This window comes from Streptomyces caeruleatus (assembly GCF_001514235.1).
GTDB lineage: Bacteria > Actinomycetota > Actinomycetes > Streptomycetales > Streptomycetaceae > Streptomyces > Streptomyces caeruleatus.
In genome coordinates, this window is sequence record NZ_KQ948945.1 from 96977 (window position 1) to 117713 (window position 20737).

Here is a 20737-nt window from a genome sequence, read left to right on the forward strand (position 1 = left end):
CGGGCTCGCGGGGCGGTTTTGCGGAACGTCCACCTCAGGGCGACGTTTGAAGCGGGGCGTTCCCCCTGTTTTCGGCCGGGGGTCCGGGGGTTGGCCCCCGGGGCAATGCGGCGCGGAACGTCCACCTCAGGGCGACGTTTGAAGCGGGGCGTTCCCCCTGTTTTCGGGAGGTGGCTACGGCTCCAGGATCACCAGGTCGTCCCGGTGCACGACCTCCCGCTCGTACTCCGCGCCCAGCTCCCGCGCCAGCTCCCGTGTCGAACGGCCGAGCAGTTGCGGAATCTCCTTGGCGTCGAAGTTCACGAGCCCGCGTGCGACGGCGCGCCCGGTGGTGTCCCGCAGTTCGACGGGGTCGCCCGCGCTGAAGTCGCCCTCGACGGCGGCGATGCCGGCCGGCAGCAGCGACTTGCGGCGTTCGACGACCGCCCGGACCGCGCCGTCGTCCAGCGTCAGCGAACCCTGCGGGGTGGACGCGTGCTGGAGCCAGAGCAGACGGTCGGCGGAGCGCTTGCCGGTGGCGTGGAAGTAGGTGCCGGTGTCGCCGCCGTGCAGCGCCTCGGCCGCGTGGATCGCGCTGGTCAGGACCACGGGGATACCGGCGGCGGCCGCGATCCGGGCCGCCTCGACCTTGGTGGCCATGCCGCCGGTGCCGACGCCGGCCTTGCCCGCGCTGCCGATCTCGACGTGGGCGAGGTCCTCCGGCCCGCGCACCTCGGCTATCCGCGAGGTTCCCGGCTTGCTGGGGTCGCCGTCGTACACCCCGTCCACGTCGGACAGCAGGACCAGGAGGTCGGCGCGGACGAGGTGGGCGACGAGGGCGGCGAGGCGGTCGTTGTCGCCGAAGCGGATCTCGTCGGTGGCGACGGTGTCGTTCTCGTTGACGATCGGGAAGGCGCCCATCGCGAGGAGCTTGTCGAGGGTGCGCGAGGCGTTGCGGTGGTGGGCGCGGCGGCTCATGTCGTCGCTGGTCAGCAGCACCTGGCCGACGCGGACGCCGTGCCGGGCGAAGGACGCGGTGTAGCGGGCGACGAGCAGGCCCTGACCGACGCTGGCGGCGGCCTGCTGGCGGGCCAGGTCCTTGGGGCGGCGGCGCAGGCCCAGCGGGGCGAGTCCGGCGGCGATGGCGCCGGAGGAGACGAGGACGACCTCCTTCTCACCGCCGCTTCGGCTCTTGGCGAGGACGTCGACGAGCGCGTCCACGCAGTCGGCGTCCAGGCCGCCCGAGGCGGTGGTCAGCGACGAGGAGCCCACCTTGACGACGATCCTGCGGGCCTCGCGCACACCCTGCCTTGCCCCTGCCACCTGTGCTCTTTCCCCTCGCGTCCATCCGGTTGCCTGCTCGGCAATCTACGCGAAGTGGATCGTCCGGCGCGCGGGGATTCCAGCCCCCGGACAGGGCGGCGGTGACCGTCCGCGCCCGCCGCCGGGCCCTTGGGACACATGCGTGTCGTCTGCAGGCCGCCGCGCGTTAACCCGGACGCACGACGTCCCGCGCCGACCTTGGAGTGACCGCGTTGCCCGTACCCCTGTCCCGCATCCCGGCCAGAGCGCTCGTCACGGCTCTGCTGGCCGCGTCCTTCTGCGCCCAGGCCGTGGCGGCGCTGCGTCCGCACGTCCCGCTGCTGCTCGCCGCGACGGTCGTGTCCCTGGCCGTCGAGGGCGTGCTGTACCGCTGGCATCGCGGCGTGCTGTCGGTGTTCGCCAAGTCGCACGCGGACATCACCGTGCGGCATGTGCTGCGGGACCTGCTGCTGGTCGTGGCGCTGCTGCGGCTCGGCGAGCAGCACCGGGAGACGCTGTACACGCCGCTCGTCGCCGGGCTGCTCGCCTTCTACGCCCTGCACTGCGCGATCCAGGCGGTCTCGGTGCTGGTCCGCCGCACCCGCACGCTGCCGGTGGTCACCCGCAACATCGACGCCTCCGCCCTGCGCCTGTCCGCCGCCCCGTCGGTCCTGCTGCGCCGCCCCGCCCACCGGCTGCTGGTGTTCGGCCTCCCGGCCACGGCGGGCCTGCTGGCCACGGCGGCCACCGACGACCCCCGCTGCGGGGCCCTCGGCATCGCGCTGTCCCTGGGGCTCGCCCTCCTCGGCCTGTACGACCTTCTCGTACGGCTGCTGCCGAGCCGTCGCCCGGCGAGCGAGCGGGAGTCGCTGGAGTGGCTGGACGCCTGGCTGGCGGAGTACCGGCCGACGGTCGGGCTCTACTTCTCCGGCGGCGCGTCCTCGGCGTACCAGGCGAACATGTGGCTGGAGCCGCTGGCGAAGCTGGACGGCCGGCCGCTGATCGTGCTGCGGGAGCGGTTCATGGTGCAGAAGATCGCGCCGACCGACGTCCCGATCCTGTGTCTGCCGAAGGTCTCCACGCTGATGCGGCTGGAGGAGTCCTCGCTCCAGGTCCTCATCCACCCCTCGAACTCCGGCAAGACCTCCCAGGTCCTGCGCATCCCCACGCTCAAGCACACCTTCGTCAACCACGGGGAGAGCGACAAGCTGTCGTCCTGCAACCCGTACGCGAAGGCCTACGACGAGGTGTGGGTGGCCGGTCCGGCGGCGCGTGAGCGGTACGCGTACGCCGAGGTCGGCGTCGAGGACAAGGACGTGGTGGAGATCGGCCGCCCGCAGCTGGACGGCGTACGGCCGTACGAGGGCGCGCCGGCCGGGGCGTGCACGACCGTGCTGTACGCGCCGACGTGGGAGGGCTGGGACGGCAATCCCGGCAACACCTCGGTGATCGAGGCAGGCGAGAACCTCGTGCGCGCGCTGCTCGCGGACCCGGCCGTAAGGCTGCTGTACAAGCCGCACCCGCTCACGGGGTCCGTGGATCCGCGGGCCGGGGCGGCCGATCTGCGGATCCGCGAGCTGATCAGGGCGGCGAACCGGGAGCGGACCGGGGAGCGGCCGGGCGGCGGCGAGGAACTCGCCCGCCTGACCGCGGAGTTGGACGACCTGACCACGATCGCCGGACGGGCCAGCGCCGACCAGGTGGAGCGGATGCTGCACCAGTCGGCGCCGGAGCCGGGGCGGGCGGAGGCGGTGGCGCGGGCCACGGCCGCCTGGGAGGAGGCGTACTGGGCGTCGCTGCCCGAGTGGGAGCACCAGATCGTCACCGACGTCAGGCCCACGCTGTACGCCTGCTACAACCAGGCGGACCTGCTGATCAGCGATGTGTCGAGCGTGATCAGCGACTTCCTGGCGAGCGGGAAGCCGTATGCCGTGGCGAACACCAGCGGCCTGGCGGAGGACGTGTTCCGCAAGGCCTTCCCGACCGTGCGCGCGGCGACCGTGCTGACGCCGGACGCGGCCGGGGTGCCGGAGCTGCTGGACACGGTGCGGCGCCCGGAGAAGGACGAACTGATCGAGGCGCGGGCGGAGTTGAAGCGCCACCTGCTGGGGCCGGACGAGCCGACGTCGCAGGTGCGCTTCAACGAGGCCGTGCAGTCGCTGTGTTCGGCGGCGCTGGAACACCGGGCCCGGATGGCCGAGCGCATGGCGGCGGAGGCCCCCGAGATCCCCGATCAGCGGCGGTCCGTCACGCCGCGGCGGCCCGCCCACCCGGCGTAGCCCGGCCCGAGGACCTCAGCACTCGCCGCGCCTTGCGCACCGCCCGCCGCAGGAACGAGTCCGCGCCGCCCTCCCGGTAGCCCGGGAAGACGCGGGCCTCACGCGGCTCGGCGAGGTACACCGAGTCGGGTATGCCCGCCGCCGCGTCGCGGAAGTACGGGTAGGCGAGGTAGACCCGGCGGCCCTTCTTCTCCAGGAGGGCCGCCGCCTGCTTCTTGGCCTTGACGAACTCCACGACGGGCAGCAGCAGATCGGCGCGCTGGGCGGCGACCAGGTGCAGCCGCAGGCGTTCCTCGACCTTGAGGCGGCGGGCGATGTCCGGCGTCCAGTAGGCGTCCATGAGGGGCTTCGCCAGTTCCAGCTTGTGCTGCCTGACCTTCTCGCTGTCCTTGGCGTACTTGGGCCCGAACTGCGGGAGCAGGGTGATGAGGAACGGGCGGACCATGAGCAGGTCGCGGCGGTCGCCGGCGGGTACGAGCTCGGCTATCAGGTTCATCAGGGCGCGCGCGGAGTCGAAGCGCAGGGTGTAACCGCCGCTCTTCGTCACGTGCTTGCCGTCGTCGCGGCCGACCAGGTAGTAGCAGGTGTAGTCGGCGATGACGGAGACGCCGTCGGCCCGCAGGTAGGCCTCCATCGTGAACAGCGCGTCCTCGCCGGTCCACAGGGACTCGTCGAAACGCATGTGATGGCGGGTCAGCAGCTCGCGGCGGAACAGCTTCTGCGCGCTCAGCGTGAACTTGATGTTGGAGGAGTAGACGTCGGTGCGGTCCAGCGTCTTGCCCCACATCGACTTGGGCGCGGTGCGGTTGACGCCCTCGACCCGGCCGAGCACGACATCGGTGCCGTTCCGGTCGGCCATCGCGACCATGCGCTCCAGGGCCTCGGGGCCCAGCCGGTCGTCGGCGTCCAGGAAGAAGACGTACCGCCCGGCCGCCTTGCCCAGGCCGACGTTGCGCGGGCCGCTGGGCCCGCCGGAGTTCTCCTGCCGGATGACGGTCACCGGCATCGCCACCCGGGCCGCGAACTCCTCCAGGCACTCCCCCGTCCCGTCCGTCGAACCGTCGTCGACGGCGATGACCTCGATGCGCTCCGGGTCGATGGTCTGTGCCTCGACAGATGCCAGGCACTCGACCAGATACGGCATCGCTTCGTACGCCCCGATGATCACGCTCACATCAGGCTGCGCAGCGGTCACGTTTCCCCCTTGTTAACGGGATATCTCCCCCGTATCGCCTCATTCGCCAACTGGTCAGACGGTCAAGCGATGCAACCGGTTGCCTAGAACCTGTGTTTTCGTGACTCAGGTCACAAACAGGAGCTGACATGGGATCACGTTAATCGGGCAACGTAAGAGGCCCGCCAGAAACGGCGCGGCCCCCGAGGATTCGCTCCTCGGGGGCCGCGCCGTTTGTCGTCGCGCGGGGTCAGGCCGTCACGTCGTCCTCTGCCGTCACGACCCGCTGGGCGGGCACGCCCCCCGGCTGGGCCTCGGCGGCTCCGGCCGCCGTCCGTGACTCCTGGCCGACGTTGCGCGCCTCCGCCTTGATCGCGAGGTTCGCCACGGCGGTGTTGAACTGGTCGATGGACGTCGGCTCGTCCGGGCCGAGCAGATACCGCTTGAGGTCGCCCCGGTCCTCGGCCAGCGGGTCCGCCGCCGGGTCCCGTACGGCGGCCAGCAGCTCGCCCAGCTCGGCCGCGCTGTTGGACAGGATCGTCGCGGCGCGCACCGCGGTGTTCTGCCGCTTGAACTCCTCCACGCCCAGCTCGGCGGAGTCCGTCACGGCGTACGGCTTGCCGCTGGCGATGAAGTCGGAGACGACGCTGGAGATGTCGGAGACCATCGCGTCGGAGACGTTGAAGCAGTCGTACAGGCGCGGCTCGGCGCCCGTGATGACGCGGTGCTCGTGGCCGGGGAAGGAACGCCAGTACGCGGTGTTCCACTCGGCGCGCAGCCGCGCGACCTCCTCGTGCCGGGCCACGTCGACCAGCCCGTCACGGGTGGCCTCGGCCTCGTCGCCCTTGCCGTTGCCGGCGGCCTTGCCGGCCAGCTCGGCGAGGCGGGCCTCGATGCGGCTCAGCTCGGCCTTGGCGGCGGTCTGCGCGGCGGCGTCGGCCGTGAAGCGCGCGTCGGTGGCGCGCTGGGCGGCGGCCTTCTCGACCAGGGCGGTGATCCGGCGGTGCGCGGCGCCGGCCTCCTTGCTGACGGTGCCGGTGAAGGGGTGCGGCTTGTACAGGACGCGGACCGGCGGGTCGGCCTTGACCAGCTTCTTCACGATGTTCTCGCCGGCGAGCACGATCGAGGTGTTGCCGGGGTTGCCGTCCCAGCCCTCCCAGGTCGGCGCGTACAGGACGGTCGGGATACGGCCCTCGGGGACACCGCTCCAGCCCTGGATCGGCGCCAGCTGCGGGCGGCCGACCTCGACGATGTCGTCGTCGCGGACGCCGACGTCGGCTATGGCGTAGCGGTCGCGGCCGGCGCGGCCGGCGGTCCACACCTCGTCGTAGACCTTGCTGTACGGGTTGACGCTGGCCAGCTTGTCGCTGTCGCCGTGGCCGATGAAGACGTGCTTCATGGTGGGGACGCGCAGCAGGTGGATGTTCTTGCCGACGTTCGCCGCGTACAGCGCGACGCGCACGTTGGACAGGTCCAGGTTCATCAGGTGCACACCGCCGGGCACGCAGACGACGGGGACCGTGGTGGGGGCCAGGTTGTTCAGGATGGCCCGCTCACGCAGGATGATCAGCGGCCTGGAGTCCAGCTGCTCCATGGTCTCCAGCCACATGTTGACCTGGTAGGCGGAGTCCTTGGAGCCGGAGAAGTACAGCACCGTCTCGGGCCGGTACTCGGCCAGCCAGGCGTCGACGGCGGCCAGGACCTTCTCCGCGTTCGGCGGGACCTTCGCGCCGCGGACGTACGGCACGAGCGCCAGTACGTACAGGCAACCCACGCCGACCGTGACGCCGATGCCGACGAAGCCGGCCACGGACGACTCCAGGGACGCCGAGACGAGGATGCCGGCGACGGCCGCGAGGTCGAGGTGCAGCATCTTCTCGGCGGAGCGGTGCAGCAGTCCGCGCGGCGGGGCGTCCGGGATGCGGATGCGCGAGGCGAGGTCGATGTTGCGGGTGGCGACCGGCATACGGCGGCGGTTGCGGATCAGGGTGACCAGCGCGCCGTGCGGGGCCTGAAGGCCGTAGAAGGCGATGAAGCAGGCGATGGCGCCGTAGTAGATCAGGTCGTCCGCGAGGCCGATCCGGGCCAGCAGCAGGATCAGCAGGAGCTGTCTGATCAGGAACCGGATCGACAGACCTGCCCGCACCTTGCTGAGGCGGTTGACCAGATAGCTGCTCTTGCGGTGCAGATAGTGGTCCGCCAGGTACGTCACGGCGGCCGCGGCCGCGAAGGCGGGGACGCTCGGGACGAGCGCGGCGAGCATGAGTGCCGGGAAGCCCAGCATCATGAAGGCCGCCGCGGCCAGCTCGGCCGCGCTGCCCACCCGGGCGACGCGAATAGCGGTGGATATCACGGAGAACCTGCTCAGGGAGAGGGGCCGGTCTGAAGGGGGAAGGACTCAGGCCCCTGTGAATTCTTCGTGAACGAAGAATCGCAGAGGCCTGAATTCCATAAGGCTATTAACTGCCGATTATGCCATGCCGTCCTGGCGGTCCAGAACACTGGCCAGCGCCTGCTCGAAGCCGGACGCCTTTCCGGCGGGGGCGGTCGGGTCCTGCTGGCGGACGTCGATCACATGGCCGGTCAGCTCGGAGAGCAGCACGTCGAGGGAGGTCCGGGCGACGGCCTCGGAGGAGAGCAGGCTGCCCGAAGGCTCCTGGCCGAAGGCCTTGGTGCGCATGGGGGTGGCGGTGCGCTCCGGGTTGATGCAGTTGACGCGGATGCCGTCGCCGGCCCACTCGTCGGACAGGGCCTGGGTGAGGTTCACCATGGCGGCCTTGGTCGAGGAGTACAGGCTGTACTCGGCGCGCCCGCGGGTGTAGCTGCTGGAGGTGTACAGCAGCAACTGGCCCTTGGTCTCGGACAGGTACTTGTACGAGGAGCGCGCGATCTGCACCGGGGCCAGGTAGTTGACCTTCAGCGCCTCCTCGATGGTGGCGTTGTCGGTTTCGGCGAGCTTGCCTATGCGCAGCACACCGGCGGTGTTCACGACGTAGTCGATGCGCCCGGTCTCGGCGTACGCCTTGGACAGCGCGTCGTCGACCTCCTCCGGGTTCTCCACGTGGGTGCCGGTGGTGGAGCGGCCCAGCGCGTACACCGTGGCGCCGTAGGACTCGGCGAGTTCGGCGATGTCCTTGCCGATGCCGTAGCTGCCGCCGAAGACGACGACGGTCTTGCCGGTGAGCAGCTCGCGGTAGGCCTCCTCGGAGACCTGCTCGGGCGTGGCGGTGGAGGCCAGCTGGAACAGCTTGTCGGCGATGAAGACGTCGACGGGCTGGGTGACCTTCATGTTGTACTCGTCACCCGCGACGACGTGGATCGGCACGTCCGGCAGGTACTTGAGTACGACGGAGCAGTCGTCGGTGGCCTGGAAGTTGGGGTCGCCGGCGGCGACCTCGTAGGCCCGCTTGATCGTGGACAGCTTGAACGCCTGCGGCGTCTGGCCGCGGCGCAGCCGGGAGCGGTCCGGGATCTCGGTGATGAACTCGCCGTCCTCGCCGTGCGTGCGCGTGACGATGATGGTGTCCGCGGACGGGATGGCGACGTCGACGGCCTGGAAACGCTCCAGCGCCACGACACAGTCGTCGATCACGCGCTGTGACAGCAGGGGGCGTACGGCGTCGTGGAAGAGGACGTTGAGGTCCTCGCCCTCGGCCAGGCCCTCGCCGAGGGCGTCGATGGCGCGCTCGGTCGTCTCGTTCCGGGTCGAGCCGCCCTCGATGATCTTCTTGACCTTCGTGAATCCGGCCTTTGCGACGATCTTCTCGATGTCCGGTACATAACCGGGTGCCATCAGCACGATGACGTCGTCGATCGAGTCCGCCTTCTCGAAGGTGGTCAGCGTGTGCTCGATGACTGCCTTGCCGGCGATCTTCAGCAGCTGCTTGGGGATCGACAGACCCACGCGCTGACCGGTGCCACCGGCCAGGATCACTGCGGTGGTACGGGGCTTGGCTATGTGCTGGGACACAGGTGACCTACCTTGTGGCGACTGGGAACTTGGAAATGGTCCCACTTGGGGTTACCGCAGTGCAAGGTGAGCGTCCCCGGCCGCATATGTGCGCGCAACCTGTCATTCACCTTGTACGCATGGTCATTGCCGAGAGACCCTGCGGCGGTTCACGGTAATTGCTGTGAGTAACGGCACAGGCTCAGCGAAGCCGTAGCCGCTTGAGGCAACGATGGCCGAGTACCCGCACGAGTTCCTTCGACGACGCCTGGTGAACGGTGCGCGACTTGGCGGCCACGGTGTGCCGCACGGGCGCGGCGGCCGCCGCCGCGAGAGCCCCGTAGAGCGCCTGCGCCGCGGCCTCGGGGGCGATGCGCGGCTCGCTCCTGGTCGGACCGGGTCGCGGAGTGCTGCGTGGCGGACAACTGCACTGCGGACAAAAGGCGCATGTCGCCGATGACCCGTACGCCCGTGCCGTCAATACGCTCCGCGATCTCCGCACCGATCTCGGCGGCGGCCTCCACGGCCCACTGCGGGGTCCGGATCTTCACGCCTTTGGGACCGGGGGCGCACGTGTTCTTCATACGCATCACGGCGCCGTTCCGAACAAGCTGTGAATAGAGCTCCGCGGGCAGTTCATTGGCGCGGAATTCCTTATTAAGATTCCGCAGCATTTCGGTCTCGGCGAGGGTGAGCGAGCGATTCACCGCGTTCGGAACGGGGTTCAGCAGCTGCGCGGGCAGCCCCAAGCAGCGCCTCGAAGACACGAGTCGGTCGTGCCGGTGCTGGTGCCGGTGCCAGAAGCTGGGGTTGGGCTTCTCGTACGGCGGCTTCCTAAGCATGTGCTCCAGCCAGTCCCCGTAGCCCATGCGCAGACCGTTCTGCTGGTGGCGCGCACCTGCTCAAGGAACCGCTCCCAGTGCCGCTCGGTCGGCGCGGTGTCGCCCATCATCCCGGTGCGGGCGCAGGCGGCCAGGACCGCCTCCATGGGGTGCCGGGTCCGTCTCTATGGTCAGAGGACGGCAAGAGGGCTTCCTGAGACTGTGCTGAGAGTGACCTGGGACACGGATGAGTCCCAGGTCACTCACCAGCCGTTACGGGAGTTACGAGGAGTCCGGCCGCTACGGGGTCACACGACCTCGACGCCCGGCCGCCCCGCCTCGACTCGCAGCCTCGCCAGCGTGCTCGGCGTGGCCGCCTGCTGGCGCACCGTGTCCACGATCCGCACCTGCGCGTCGATGCCGTCGCGGCGGATGTCGAAGAGGTGGTAGCCGCGGTGGGCGTCGAGCAGCTTCCAGTGCGGGTTGTCCGGCAGGCGCGGGTCCCACTCCTTGTGGAAGGCGGCCTGGTCCTGGTCGCCGTTGCTGGAGATGGACGTACCGACGAACTCCGCGCCCACGACGGCCGAGTTCGGGTCGGCGTAGTCCTCCTTGAGGTCGCTGATCATCGTCAGATGGCGGTCACCGGAGAACACGACCGGGTTGCGGACCTTCTTCAACTCCCGCATCAGGGCGTTGCGTTCGGCCTGGTAGCCGTCCCAGGCGTCGTAGTACCAGAGCTTGCCCTCGCCGACCTTGAGGTCGGTCTCGGCCATCATGATCTGCGAGCCGATCATGTTCCAGCGGGCCGGCGAGTGCCGCAGCCCGTCGAGCAGCCACTGCTTCTGCTCGGCGCCGAGCATGGTGAGCGAGGAGTCCTGGGCGCCTTCCTGGCTGGTGGCCTGGTCGCTGCGGTACTGGCGGGTGTCCAGCACGCTGAGCCGGGCGAGGCGGCCGAACTCCAGACGGCGGTACATCTGGATGTGCGGGCCGTTCGGGACGGCGCTCGCCCTGACCGGCATGTGCTCGTAGTACGCCTGGTAGGCCGCGGTCAGCCGGGCCACGAACGCGTCGTGCGGCTGCTTGTCCGGGTCCTGCGGGATGTCACCGGCGAAGTCGTTGTCGACCTCGTGGTCGTCGAAGGTGACCACCCAGGGCGCGTTCGCGTGCATCGCGGCGATGTCGGGGTCGGTGCGGTACTGGGCGTACCGGTTGCGGTACTGGACCAGGCTGTACGGCTCGCCCGTGCCCTCGTGCCGGCGCACGCCCGTCGCCGACGGGGCCGACTCGTAGATGTAGTCGCCGACGAAGAGGACGAAGTCGGGGTCCTGGTCCAGCATGTCGGCGTACGGCGTGAAGTAGCCGTGCTGCCAGTTCTGGCAGGAGGCCAGCGCCATGCGCAGCCGGCCGCCGGAGCTCGCCGGGTGGGGTGCCGTGCGGGTGCGGCCGACGGGCGAGATCTGCCCGCTCACGCGGAAGCGGTACCAGTACGTCCGGCCCGGGCGCAGCCGGCGTACGTCGACGTGGACGCTGTGCCCCAGCTCGGGCCGGGCCTGGGCGACGCCGCGGCGCACCGGCTTTCTGAACCGCTCGTCCTCGGCGACCTCCCACTCCACGGCCACGGCGCGGTCGGGCATGCCGCCGCCGTTCAGCGGGTCCGGGGCGAGGCGCGTCCACAGCACGACGCCGTCGGGCAGCGGGTCACCAGAGGCGACGCCCAGGCTGAACACGCCGTCGGGCAGCGGGGTTTCCGCGGCCCGGGCGGCGGTCGGCAGCCACAGCTGGGCGGACGCCGCCGCGCCGAGCACCGCCGCTCCGGCGGTCAGAAAGCGGCGTCGGTCGGGCGATACGGATCCGGAAACACCGGTCATCAACGAACTCCCCTGCCTCGCTGGCCTCTTGGACACTTCGGATGCTCACGCCCGTGGGCGGTCCGGCTGCTGAACTGCGAGCTTCGCGTGCATGACAACTAGGGAGACAACAGAAGACCCGTCATGGCACGGGAACGTGCCCTTGCCACAACGGGTCTGGCGGTCGATCAGTAGTTGAACCCGGAGCCGAGCTTCGCGTTGGCGGCGACCGTGCCGAGGGTCCCGGCTCCGAAGGTGACGGACCCGGTCGCGGTGACCCCGGCCGACGTCGACCTGAACACCCACACCGACCCGGCGTTCGCGTTCTCCCCCGGTGCGCCGACGACAAGTTCCGCGCGGCCGTCGCCGTCGCCGTCGACCAGATGGGTGGTGCGGCCGAAGGCGTCGTCGGTCTCCGCCGCGCCCGGCACGCCGGCGGTGTCCTGGTTGACGCCCGTGGCACCGGTGCCTGACAGGCCGCTCGCGGCGCCGCGCAGCACGATCGCCCCGCCCGCGTTGCTCAGCCCGTCGAAGTCCTCGCCGGGTACGCCCGTCGACACGTCGGCGTACCCGTCACCGTCGACGTCGGCGACCGCGACGTCGGAGCCGAAGCCGTCGGAGCGCTCGGCCGCGCCCGGGACTTGGGCGCTGTCCTGGTTGACGTACATCGCCTTGGTGCCGACGGGCCCGTTCGCGGAACCCGGGACGAAGGCGACCCGGCCACCCAGGGGTATCGGGGTGTCGACGTCGCTGTCGTAGCCGTCGACGGGCCGGCCGACCACGATGTCCTCGTACCCGTCCCCGTTCACATCACCGAGGTCGAGCGACTCACCGCCCTGCACCCGCCAGCCCCTGCTGTCGCGCAGCACGACCCCCGCGGCGAGCCCGTCCCGCGTGCCCTGCCAGTACGTGACGCGGCGGGCGTCGTACTCGTCGCCGTCGTTCATGGTGCCGACGACGTCGTCGACGCCGTCGCCGTTCACGTCGCCGGAGGCCAGGTCCAGGAAACGGGGATCGGAGTCGTCGTGGACGATCTGCTCCCCGGCACTCGTGGAACCGTCCCGTCCGAAGGGGCCCTTGATGACCCGCAGGTTGGCGAGGCCCTCGACGACGACCAGGTCCGCGGCCCCGTCGCCGTCGACATCCCCGACGGTGAGCTGCGCCCGGGCGCTGAGCCGGTCGTAGGTGTCGTGCCCGTACGCCAGCGGCGCGCCGCCGGACAGGCCGCCCGCCCCGCCCCAGACCACCTGCACGAGCCCGGTCTCGGCACCGCCCTCGACGGAGTCCTCGCCGGTGACGCCGACGACCAGGTCCGCGTACCCGTCCTGGTCGAGGTCGGCGCTGCTGACCGCGCTGCCGAACCCGTCGTCGGTCTCGGCGGAGTCGGTGACGCCGGGGGTGTTCTGGCTGACCACCTGCCTGGAGCCGGCGTCAAGACCGCTCGCCGACCCGTACACCACGGCGACGTACCCGGCCCGCACCTTCCCGTCGACGGTGGCCTCGGGCGCCGCGACCGCGAGGTCGGCGTAGCCGTCACCGTTGAAGTCGTCGTGCGCGGGCTTGCCGCTCGGCGCGGCGGCCGGGGCGTTCGTGGGGGTGGCATGGACGGCGGGTGCCGTGAGCGCGCCGAGGGCGACGGCGATACCGGTGGCGAGGGCGAGCTTTCTGGGGACCACGTCGACTCCGGGAATCGGAAGGGCGGTTGGAGTGCGCGGCGAGGTTCAAGATCCTCGTCCGCGCCGCCCAGTACGACTCACCGGGGAGCGAGGGGGTTGCCCCGGGGTACGCCGGGAGTTTTCTCGACGTTAACCAAATCGGCCAGTGGGGGCGGGGGCCTGGGGGCGGCGATTCCCGGGCGGGGGCGCCGGCAACGCCGGGCGCCCCCTCAGCCACCGCTTCCTCAGAACGGCTCGAAGTCGTCGAACTCCTGCGCCGCCTCGTCCCGCTCTGCCTGCTTGTCACGCCGCCGCTGCGCGGCAGGCCGCGGCGCCTCGAAGCGATGGTCCTCGCCACGCCGGCCGAGCATCTCCGCGCCGGCCATCACGGTCGGCTCCCAGTCGAAGACGACGGCGTTCTCCTCGGGTCCGATGGCGACACCGTCACCGGAGCGGGCCCCCGCCTTCATCAACTCCTCTTCGACACCGAGCCTGTTGAGCCGGTCCGCGAGATACCCGACCGCCTCGTCGTTGTTGAAGTCGGTCTGCCGCACCCAGCGCTCGGGCTTCTCGCCGCGCACCCGGAACAGCGGCTCGCCGTCGATCTCCTCGCGGGTCACGGTGAACCCGGCGTCGTCGACGGCCTTCGGCCGAATCACGATCCGCGTCGCCTCTTCCTTCGGCTTCGCGGCACGCGCCTTGCCGACCAGCTCGGCCAGCGCGAACGACAGCTCCTTCAGCCCGATGTGCGCGACCGCGGACACCTCGAAGACCCGGTAGCCACGGGCCTCCAGATCCGGCCGCACCATCTCGGCGAGGTCCTTGCCGTCCGGTACGTCGATCTTGTTCAGGACGACGATCCGCGGGCGGTTGTCGAGCCCGCCGTACTCCCGCAGCTCCGCCTCGATGATGTCCAGGTCGGAGACGGGGTCGCGGTCGGACTCCAGCGTCGCGGTGTCCAGGACGTGCACGAGCACGCTGCACCGCTCGACGTGCCGCAGGAACTCAAGGCCCAGGCCCTTGCCCTGGCTGGCGCCCGGGATGAGACCGGGGACGTCGGCGATGGTGTAGACGGTCGAACCGGCGGTCACCACACCGAGGTTCGGCACGAGCGTCGTGAAGGGGTAGTCCGCGATCTTCGGCTTGGCGGCGCTCAGCACGGAGATCAGCGAGGACTTGCCGGCGCTCGGGTACCCGACGAGCGCCACGTCGGCGACCGTCTTCAGCTCCAGCACGATGTCCTGGAGGTCCCCCGGCACGCCGAGCAGCGCGAACCCGGGCGCCTTGCGCCGGGCCGACGCCAGCGCGGCGTTTCCGAGGCCGCCCCGGCCGCCCTGCGCGGCGACGTACGAGGTGCCGTGCCCGACCAGGTCGGCGAGGACGTTGCCGGCCTTGTCCAGCACGACGGTGCCGTCCGGCACGGGGAGGACCAGGTCCTGGCCGTCCTTGCCGGACCGGTTGCCTCCCTCGCCGGGCTTGCCGTTGGTGGCCTTGCGGTGCGGGGAGTGGTGGTAGTCGAGCAGCGTGGTGATCGACTGGTCCACGGTGAGGATCACGTCCCCGCCGCGCCCGCCGTTGCCGCCGTCGGGCCCGCCGAGCGGCTTGAACTTCTCCCGGTGGACGGAGGCACAGCCGTGGCCTCCGCTACCCGCGGCGACATGCAGCTCGACGCGGTCCACGAAGGTGGTCATGGGATGTGCCTCCAGTTACGTACGGGGTGTTCTCTGAGAACCAACACGCGAAAGGCGGACCCGCTTCCCGTGAGGGAAGTGAGGTCCGCCTCGCGAAAGCTTCCGATCAGGCGACCGGAACGATGTTCACGACCTTGCGGCCACGGTGGGTGCCGAACTGCACCGAACCGGCCTCCAGGGCGAACAGCGTGTCGTCGCCGCCACGGCCGACGCCCGCGCCCGGGTGGAAGTGGGTGCCGCGCTGACGGACCAGGATCTCGCCCGCGTTGACGACCTGACCACCGAAGCGCTTCACGCCGAGGCGCTGAGCGTTGGAGTCACGACCGTTACGGGTGGACGATGCGCCCTTCTTGTGTGCCATCTCTCCTCAGTCCCTTACTTCGCAGCCGCGGGGATCTCAGTGACCTTGATCGCCGTGTACTGCTGGCGGTGGCCCTGACGACGGCGGTAGCCGGTCTTGTTCTTGTAGCGAAGGATGTCGATCTTGACGCCCTTGTGGTGGTCCACGACCTCGGCCTGGACCTTGATGCCGGCCAGCACCCACGGGTCACTGGTCACAGCGTCGCCGTCGACAACGAGCAGGGTCGAGAGCTCGACCGTGTCGCCAACCTTGGCAGTGGAAATCTTGTCAACCTCAACGATGTCGCCGACAGCAACCTTGTGCTGGCGACCACCGCTGCGCACGATGGCGTACACGCGGATCTCACTCTCTCGCTCGGGAACGGCACCCCCGCAGTCCAGCCGCCCGCACGCGGACAGCCTCTCCAGGGCACCCAGTGCTCCGGAGGAAAAGGGTTTACGGGGATGTGGCGTGCCTATATCCACGGACACGCCGACGGTCAAGGTTACGGGGCCGTGGCCGAGGGGGTCAAACCGGGTCGGGCCCCGCAGGTGTGCGGCCGGTCACGTGGACCGGCCGCACACCCCGCGGGTCAGCTCTCGTCGGTGGCGGCCGAGACCGTGGTCTTCTTCGCCGTCGACTTGGCAGCGGCCGTCTTGGCGGTCTTCGCCGCCTTCTTGGCCGTCGCCTTCTTCGCGACCGTCTTCTTGGCCGCGGTCTTCTTGGTGGCGGCCTTCTTCGCCGTCGCCTTCTTGGCCGTCTTACGGGCCGTCTTCTTGGCCGGAGCCGTCTCCTCGACGCCCTCCTCGGCGGCCGGGGCCTCAGCGGTGGCCTCGGCCTCCGCGGCCGGGACGACCACGACGGCCGTGTCCTCGGAGGCGGTCGGCGCGGTGGCCTTGCGCACGGCACGGCGCCGCGGGCGGGCCGGGGCGGCACTCTCGGCGACCGCTTCGGCCGCCGGCGCCTCGGGCTGCTCCGCCGGAGCCTCGGCCGGGGCCTGCGCCACCTGCTCGGGCGCCTGCGCCGCGGTCTCGGCGACGGTCACCACGGTGGCCTCTGCGCCCGCGGGCGACCCGGCGGGCGCGGACACCTTGCGGGTGGCGCGACGCCGCGTACGCCCCTTGGGCGCGGCCTCCTCGACGGCCGGGGCCTCGCTGGCCGCGGCCTCGACGACCGCGTCCTCCACGGCCACCGGCTCGGCCTTCGCCTCGGCGGCCGACTCCGGCTGCACCGGGCGGGCGACCTCGTCGGCGACGGTCACGTCCTGGGCCGTGGGAACGGCCTCGGACTTCCTGGGCGCACCCGCCGGAGCGGACGCCCGCCGACCGCCACGGCGGCGCGAACGGCCACCACGGCCGGCCGCGGCCTCCGCCTCGGCGACGCTGCTGTACAGCTCCTCGTCCGGCGCGAAGGCGGGCTCCGGGAGCGCGGCGGGCTCGGCTGCCTCGGCGGCGACCTCGGCCTCCGTCTCCGCCTCCTCCTCGGCCGTCTCCTGCGGCTCGACGGCGACGGCTGCCTCGTGGACGTGCTCCGGACCGGCACCGGCCCGCGCACGCTTCTTGCGCTTGCCGCCGCCTCCGACGGAGGTCGGCTGCTCCATGTGCACGATGACACCGCGGCCGTTGCAGTGGACGCAGGTCTCGGAGAAGGACTCCAGCAGGCCCTGGCCGACCCGCTTGCGGGTCATCTGGACGAGGCCCAGCGAGGTCACTTCCGCGACCTGGTGCTTCGTACGGTCCCGGCCCAGGCACTCCAGCAGGCGCCGCAGCACCAGGTCCCGGTTGGACTCCAGCACCATGTCGATGAAGTCGATGACGATGATGCCGCCGAGGTCGCGCAGCCGCAGCTGGCGGACGATCTCCTCGGCCGCCTCCAGGTTGTTCCTGGTGACCGTCTCCTCGAGGTTGCCGCCCTGGCCGGTGAACTTGCCGGTGTTGACGTCGACGACGACCATCGCCTCGGTCCGGTCGATCACCAGCGAACCGCCGCTGGGCAGCCAGACCTTGCGGTCCAGCGCCTTGGCGAGCTGCTCGTCGATCCGGTACGTGGCGAAGACGTCGACCTCGCTGGTCCACTTCTGCAGCCGGTCGGCGAGGTCGGGCGCGACGTGCGAGACGTACCCGTGGATGGTCTCCCATCCCTCGTCACCGCTGACGACGACCTTGGAGAAGTCCTCGTTGAAGATGTCCCGGACGACCCGGACGGTCATGTCCGGCTCGCCGTACAGCAGCGTCGGGGCGTTGCCGTTCTTGGCCTTCTTCTGGATCTCTTCCCACTGCGCCTGGAGGCGCTCGACGTCGCGGCGCAGCTCGTCCTCGCTCGCGCCCTCGGCGGCGGTGCGCACGATGACGCCCGCGTCCTCGGGGACGATCTTCTTGAGGATGGTCTTCAGCCGGGCGCGCTCGGTGTCGGGCAGCTTGCGGCTGATGCCGGTCATCGAGCCCTCGGGGACGTACACGAGGTAGCGGCCCGGGAGGGAGACCTGGCTGGTCAGACGGGCGCCCTTGTGGCCGATCGGGTCCTTCGTCACCTGGACGAGCACGGACTGGCCGGACTTCAGGGCGGACTCGATGCGCCGCGGGCCGTTGGCCATGCCCAGCGCCTCGAAGTTGACCTCACCGGCGTACAGGACGGCGTTGCGGCCCTTGCCGATGTCGATGAACGCGGCCTCCATCGACGGCAGCACGTTCTGGACCTTGCCCAGGTAGACGTTGCCGACATACGAGGTCGCCTGCTCCTTGTTGACGTAGTGCTCGACGAGCACGTTGTCCTCGAGGACGCCGATCTGCGTGCGCTCGCCGCTCTGCCGGACGACCATCACGCGCTCGACGGCCTCACGGCGGGCCAGGAACTCGGCCTCGGTGATGATCGGGACGCGGCGGCGGCCCTGCTCACGGCCTTCGCGGCGGCGCTGCTTCTTGGCCTCCAGACGCGTGGAGCCCTTGATGGACTGCACCTCGTCGGACGGCTCGGCCTTCGGGCGGGGCTCGCGGACCTTGACGACGGTGCGCTCGGGGTCGCCGTCACCGGGCTCGGTGTCGACGGCGGAGTCACCGGCGCGACGACGACGGCGACGGCGGCGACGGCTGCTGGAACTGGAGCCACCGCCCTCCTCGCGGGCGTCCTCGTCGTCCTCTTCCTCCTGCTCGGCGGTGTCCTCGGCGTCCTGCTCGGCCTGCTCGGCAGCGGCCTCGTCGCCCTCGGTGTCCTCGGAGTCGGCGTCGGAGGCCTCACCACGACGACGGCGACGGCCACCGCGGCGACGGCGACGGCGCGAGCCGGTCTCCTCGGTCTCGTCGGAGTCCTCGCCCTCGACGGCGTCCTCGGCGGCCTCGTCGGCTTCCTCGGTCTCGTCCTCGACGGGGGTCTCGACGGCCTTGGCCTCGGTCTCCTCGCCGGCGCCACGGCGGCGACGACGCCGCCGCGCGGCCGCGGGCTGCTCCTGAGCCTCCGCCTCCGCCACGTCCTCCGCCACGTCCTCCGTCTCCGCCTCGGCGGCGGCCTCGGCGGCAGCCCGCTGGGGCGTCTGGAACTGCGGCTCGGTGAACACGGGCGCCTGGAACACGGCCACGGCGGGGCGCGCCGGGCGCGGAGCCTCGGGGGAGTCGCCGGCGGCGGCCTGAGCGGGCGCGGCGAATCCGGCGGCGGCCCGGCGGACGACCCTGCGGCGACGGCGGGGGCCGGCGTCCTCGTCGGCCTCGGCCGCGGGCGCCTCGGCGGGCGCGGCGACAGCGGCGGCCTCGGTCTCGGTACCGGCGGTCACGGGCGTCTCCGCCGTCACCGGGGTCTCGGCGGGAGCCTCCTCGGCAGCGGCCTCGGCGGGAGCCGAGACACGGCGGGTGGCACGGCGACGCGAGCGACGCGGGGCGGCCTCCTCGGCAGCCTCGACGGTCTCCTCCGCCGCGGCGGGGGCTTCGGCACTCGCGGGCGCCTCGGCGCTCTCGTCGGCCGGAGCACTCTCGGGTGCGGACACCCGGCGCGTGGCGCGGCGACGCGAACGACGCGGGGCGGCCTCCTCGGCAGCCTCGACGGTCTCCTCCGCCGCGGCGGGGGCGGCTGCTTCAGCGGCGGCCGGCACCTCCGCGGGGGCGGCGCTCTCGGCGGCCTCGGCCGCGGCGGGGGCGCCGGCAGGGGCGGACGCGCGGCGCACCGCACGACGACGCGTGCGAGGCGGCGCCGCCTCCTCGGTCACCTCGGTGCTCTCGGCCGCGGCCGGGGACTCCTCGGCGACCTGCGCGGTGGCGGCCACGGGGACCACGGTCTCGGCGGCCTCGGCGGCGGGGGCCCCGGCGGGCGCGGACGCGCGGCGCACCGCGCGGCGACGCGTACGGCCGGCAGGTGCGGCTTCAGCGACCTCTTCGGCCGTCTCTTCTGCCGCTTCGGTCTCCGCGCTCGCTTCGGCCTCGACTGCCTCTACGCTCTCGTCCGGCTTCTCAGCCGTCTCGGCCTCGTCGCTCAGCGCCGCCACATCGGCGGCCTCGGCGACCGGTATGGCTGGCTCGACCACCTCTGCGGGCTGGGTCTCGGCGGCAGCCGTCGGCGGGCCCGCCGGTCGGGACGCGGCACGGCGCCGACGACGCGGCGGCAGGGTGTCGCTGGGAGTGTTCAGTTCGGAACCCTCGGTGGGTTCGGTCGGTTCGAGCATGCGGGCGTTTCTCCCGTCAGGCTCCCGGGCGCCGCGCCTGGTCCGGCGGTATGCCGGTGACGTCCGCGGCTCGCGCGTTGCGCGACTGCCGCCGTCCGGGGCGCGGGCGCCGCACGGGAGCTCTCTGTGTCCTGTCTCGCCGGTTCCGTACGCCGAATGCGTACGGCCTGGCGAAAGTCTTCTGGTCGGTGCGCTGCCCGACCCAGGTGGCTCCCGAGTACGAGGGCGGCGCTTCGACGTCCGTCCCTACGCGGAACCTTCCTTACGCCGGCGCCGTCGCGGCGGCAGCGTTCTCGGCCTCGGTTGGGGCCGTCGCTGCCTCGCGGTCGGGCGCGAGCGGGTCGGTTACCGTGCCGGTCTCTTCATCGAACAGCCCCTGCGCCAGCCTGGTCACCGCTGCGGGGACCGGCGGCGCCAGGTCGGCCACGGCGCGGAGACCGGACAGGACGTCGTCGGGTCGTACGGCAGGCGTCACGTGCCGAACAACCAGCCGCAGTATCGCACAGGGCTGGTCGGTCGGCCTATCAGCCTGCGTACTGTGTGTTTCTGTTCCGTTGGTGCTTTCCAGGTGGGCGACCGCCGGACGGGCGTCGAAGGTGCGTACGCCGTTCTTGGTCATGCGCTGGACCTCGACGGCCTCCGCTGCGTTGAAGACGGCGACCGCGCGGTCGGCCTCGGCCGGGTCCACGCCGTCGAGTCTCAGCTCCCAGACGGACGCCGTGAGCCGGTCGGCGAGCCCGGAGGTGCGGGCCTCGACCGACTCGACGACATCGAGCCCGGCGGGCATCGACTCGTCGAGGAGCAGCCTCAGCTGCTCCGGGTCGCGCGCCTCGGTGAGCGCGATCTCCAGGTACTCCGCCTCACTGCCCGTGCCGGTGGGTGCGGCATTGGCGTACGACACCTTCGGATGCGGCGTGAACCCCGCCGAGTACGCCATGGGCACCTCGGCACGGCGCAGCGCACGCTCGAAGGCGCGCTGGAAGTCACGGTGGCTGGTGAACCGGAGGCGGCCGCGCTTGGTGTAGCGCAGTCGGATGCGCTGCACCGCGGGTGCG

13 protein-coding genes are annotated in these 20737 nt (G+C 71.4%); 1 reads left to right on the forward strand and 12 read right to left on the reverse strand.

From position 1 onward, the window contains the following. Positions 1 to 174 precede the first annotated feature (174 nt). Entirely contained in the window at positions 175 to 1302 is a 1128-nt protein-coding gene (gene proB, locus AQJ67_RS40900) for a glutamate 5-kinase (RefSeq protein WP_079056502.1), read from the reverse strand. Positions 1303 to 1514: 212 nt separating this feature from the next. On the opposite strand from proB, the gene AQJ67_RS40905 reads away from it, so the two are divergent. Further along, positions 1515 to 3560: a hypothetical protein gene (locus tag AQJ67_RS40905; RefSeq protein ID WP_062724635.1), complete on the forward strand. Its 2046-nt coding sequence runs from the start codon at positions 1515 to 1517 to the stop codon at positions 3558 to 3560. Here AQJ67_RS40905 and AQJ67_RS40910 read toward each other — a convergent pair. The 11 genes from AQJ67_RS40910 to AQJ67_RS40955 all read right to left on the reverse strand — a co-directional run bounded on the left by AQJ67_RS40910 (position 3529) and on the right by AQJ67_RS40955 (position 20727). Further along, positions 3529 to 4755 carry a glycosyltransferase family 2 protein gene (locus AQJ67_RS40910; RefSeq protein ID WP_062724637.1) on the reverse strand — a complete coding sequence of 409 codons (1227 nt, stop codon included), beginning with the start codon at positions 4753 to 4755 and terminating at the stop codon, positions 3529 to 3531. The two genes, AQJ67_RS40905 and AQJ67_RS40910, sit on opposite strands and share 32 nt — an antisense overlap. 229 nt (positions 4756 to 4984) lie before the next feature. Then, positions 4985 to 7087, reverse strand: coding sequence for a CDP-glycerol glycerophosphotransferase family protein (locus AQJ67_RS40915; protein WP_244190769.1), 2103 nt, complete (start codon positions 7085 to 7087; stop codon positions 4985 to 4987). A 117-nt stretch (positions 7088 to 7204) separates the two neighbouring features. Then, positions 7205 to 8704, reverse strand: coding sequence for a bifunctional cytidylyltransferase/SDR family oxidoreductase (locus AQJ67_RS40920; RefSeq protein ID WP_062724641.1), 1500 nt, complete (start codon positions 8702 to 8704; stop codon positions 7205 to 7207). Between the two features lie 149 nt (positions 8705 to 8853). Continuing rightward, entirely contained in the window at positions 8854 to 9552 is a 699-nt protein-coding gene (locus AQJ67_RS46320; protein WP_244190770.1) for a hypothetical protein, read from the reverse strand. A 260-nt stretch (positions 9553 to 9812) separates the two neighbouring features. Continuing rightward, a complete protein-coding gene (locus AQJ67_RS40925; RefSeq protein WP_062724643.1) occupies positions 9813 to 11372 on the reverse strand; it encodes an alkaline phosphatase D family protein in 1560 nt (519 codons plus the stop codon). 167 nt (positions 11373 to 11539) lie between these two features. Beyond that, positions 11540 to 13027 (reverse strand): FG-GAP repeat protein, encoded by a 1488-nt coding sequence (locus tag AQJ67_RS40930; RefSeq protein WP_062724645.1) that lies wholly within the window; start codon positions 13025 to 13027, stop codon positions 11540 to 11542. Positions 13028 to 13251: 224 nt separating this feature from the next. Next, positions 13252 to 14697, reverse strand: coding sequence for a GTPase ObgE (gene obgE / locus AQJ67_RS40935; RefSeq protein ID WP_062724647.1), 1446 nt, complete (start codon positions 14695 to 14697; stop codon positions 13252 to 13254). Positions 14698 to 14803: 106 nt separating this feature from the next. Continuing rightward, positions 14804 to 15058, reverse strand: a complete 255-nt coding sequence (rpmA, locus tag AQJ67_RS40940; protein WP_003990207.1) for a 50S ribosomal protein L27 — start codon at positions 15056 to 15058, stop codon at positions 14804 to 14806. Positions 15059 to 15072: 14 nt separating this feature from the next. Beyond that, on the reverse strand, positions 15073 to 15393 hold the full coding sequence (rplU, locus tag AQJ67_RS40945; protein WP_007381993.1) for a 50S ribosomal protein L21: 321 nt from the start codon (positions 15391 to 15393) through the stop codon (positions 15073 to 15075). A 236-nt stretch (positions 15394 to 15629) separates the two neighbouring features. After that, positions 15630 to 19682 (reverse strand): Rne/Rng family ribonuclease, encoded by a 4053-nt coding sequence (locus AQJ67_RS40950; protein ID WP_062724649.1) that lies wholly within the window; start codon positions 19680 to 19682, stop codon positions 15630 to 15632. A 262-nt stretch (positions 19683 to 19944) separates the two neighbouring features. Beyond that, positions 19945 to 20727, reverse strand: coding sequence for a TIGR03936 family radical SAM-associated protein (locus tag AQJ67_RS40955; protein WP_062724652.1), 783 nt, complete (start codon positions 20725 to 20727; stop codon positions 19945 to 19947). Positions 20728 to 20737 lie beyond the last annotated feature (10 nt).

Excerpts from the sequence above, each read along its gene's own strand:
- obgE (WP_062724647.1), bottom strand. The coding sequence starts at position 14,697 with ATGACCACCTTCGTGGACCGCGTCGAGCTGCATGTCGCCGCGGGTAGC.
- AQJ67_RS40925 (WP_062724643.1), bottom strand. The coding sequence starts at position 11,372 with ATGACCGGTGTTTCCGGATCCGTATCGCCCGACCGACGCCGCTTTCTG.
- AQJ67_RS40950 (WP_062724649.1), bottom strand. The coding sequence starts at position 19,682 with ATGCTCGAACCGACCGAACCCACCGAGGGTTCCGAACTGAACACTCCC.
- AQJ67_RS46320 (WP_244190770.1), bottom strand. The coding sequence starts at position 9,552 with ATGGGCTACGGGGACTGGCTGGAGCACATGCTTAGGAAGCCGCCGTAC.
- rpmA (WP_003990207.1), bottom strand. The coding sequence starts at position 15,058 with ATGGCACACAAGAAGGGCGCATCGTCCACCCGTAACGGTCGTGACTCC.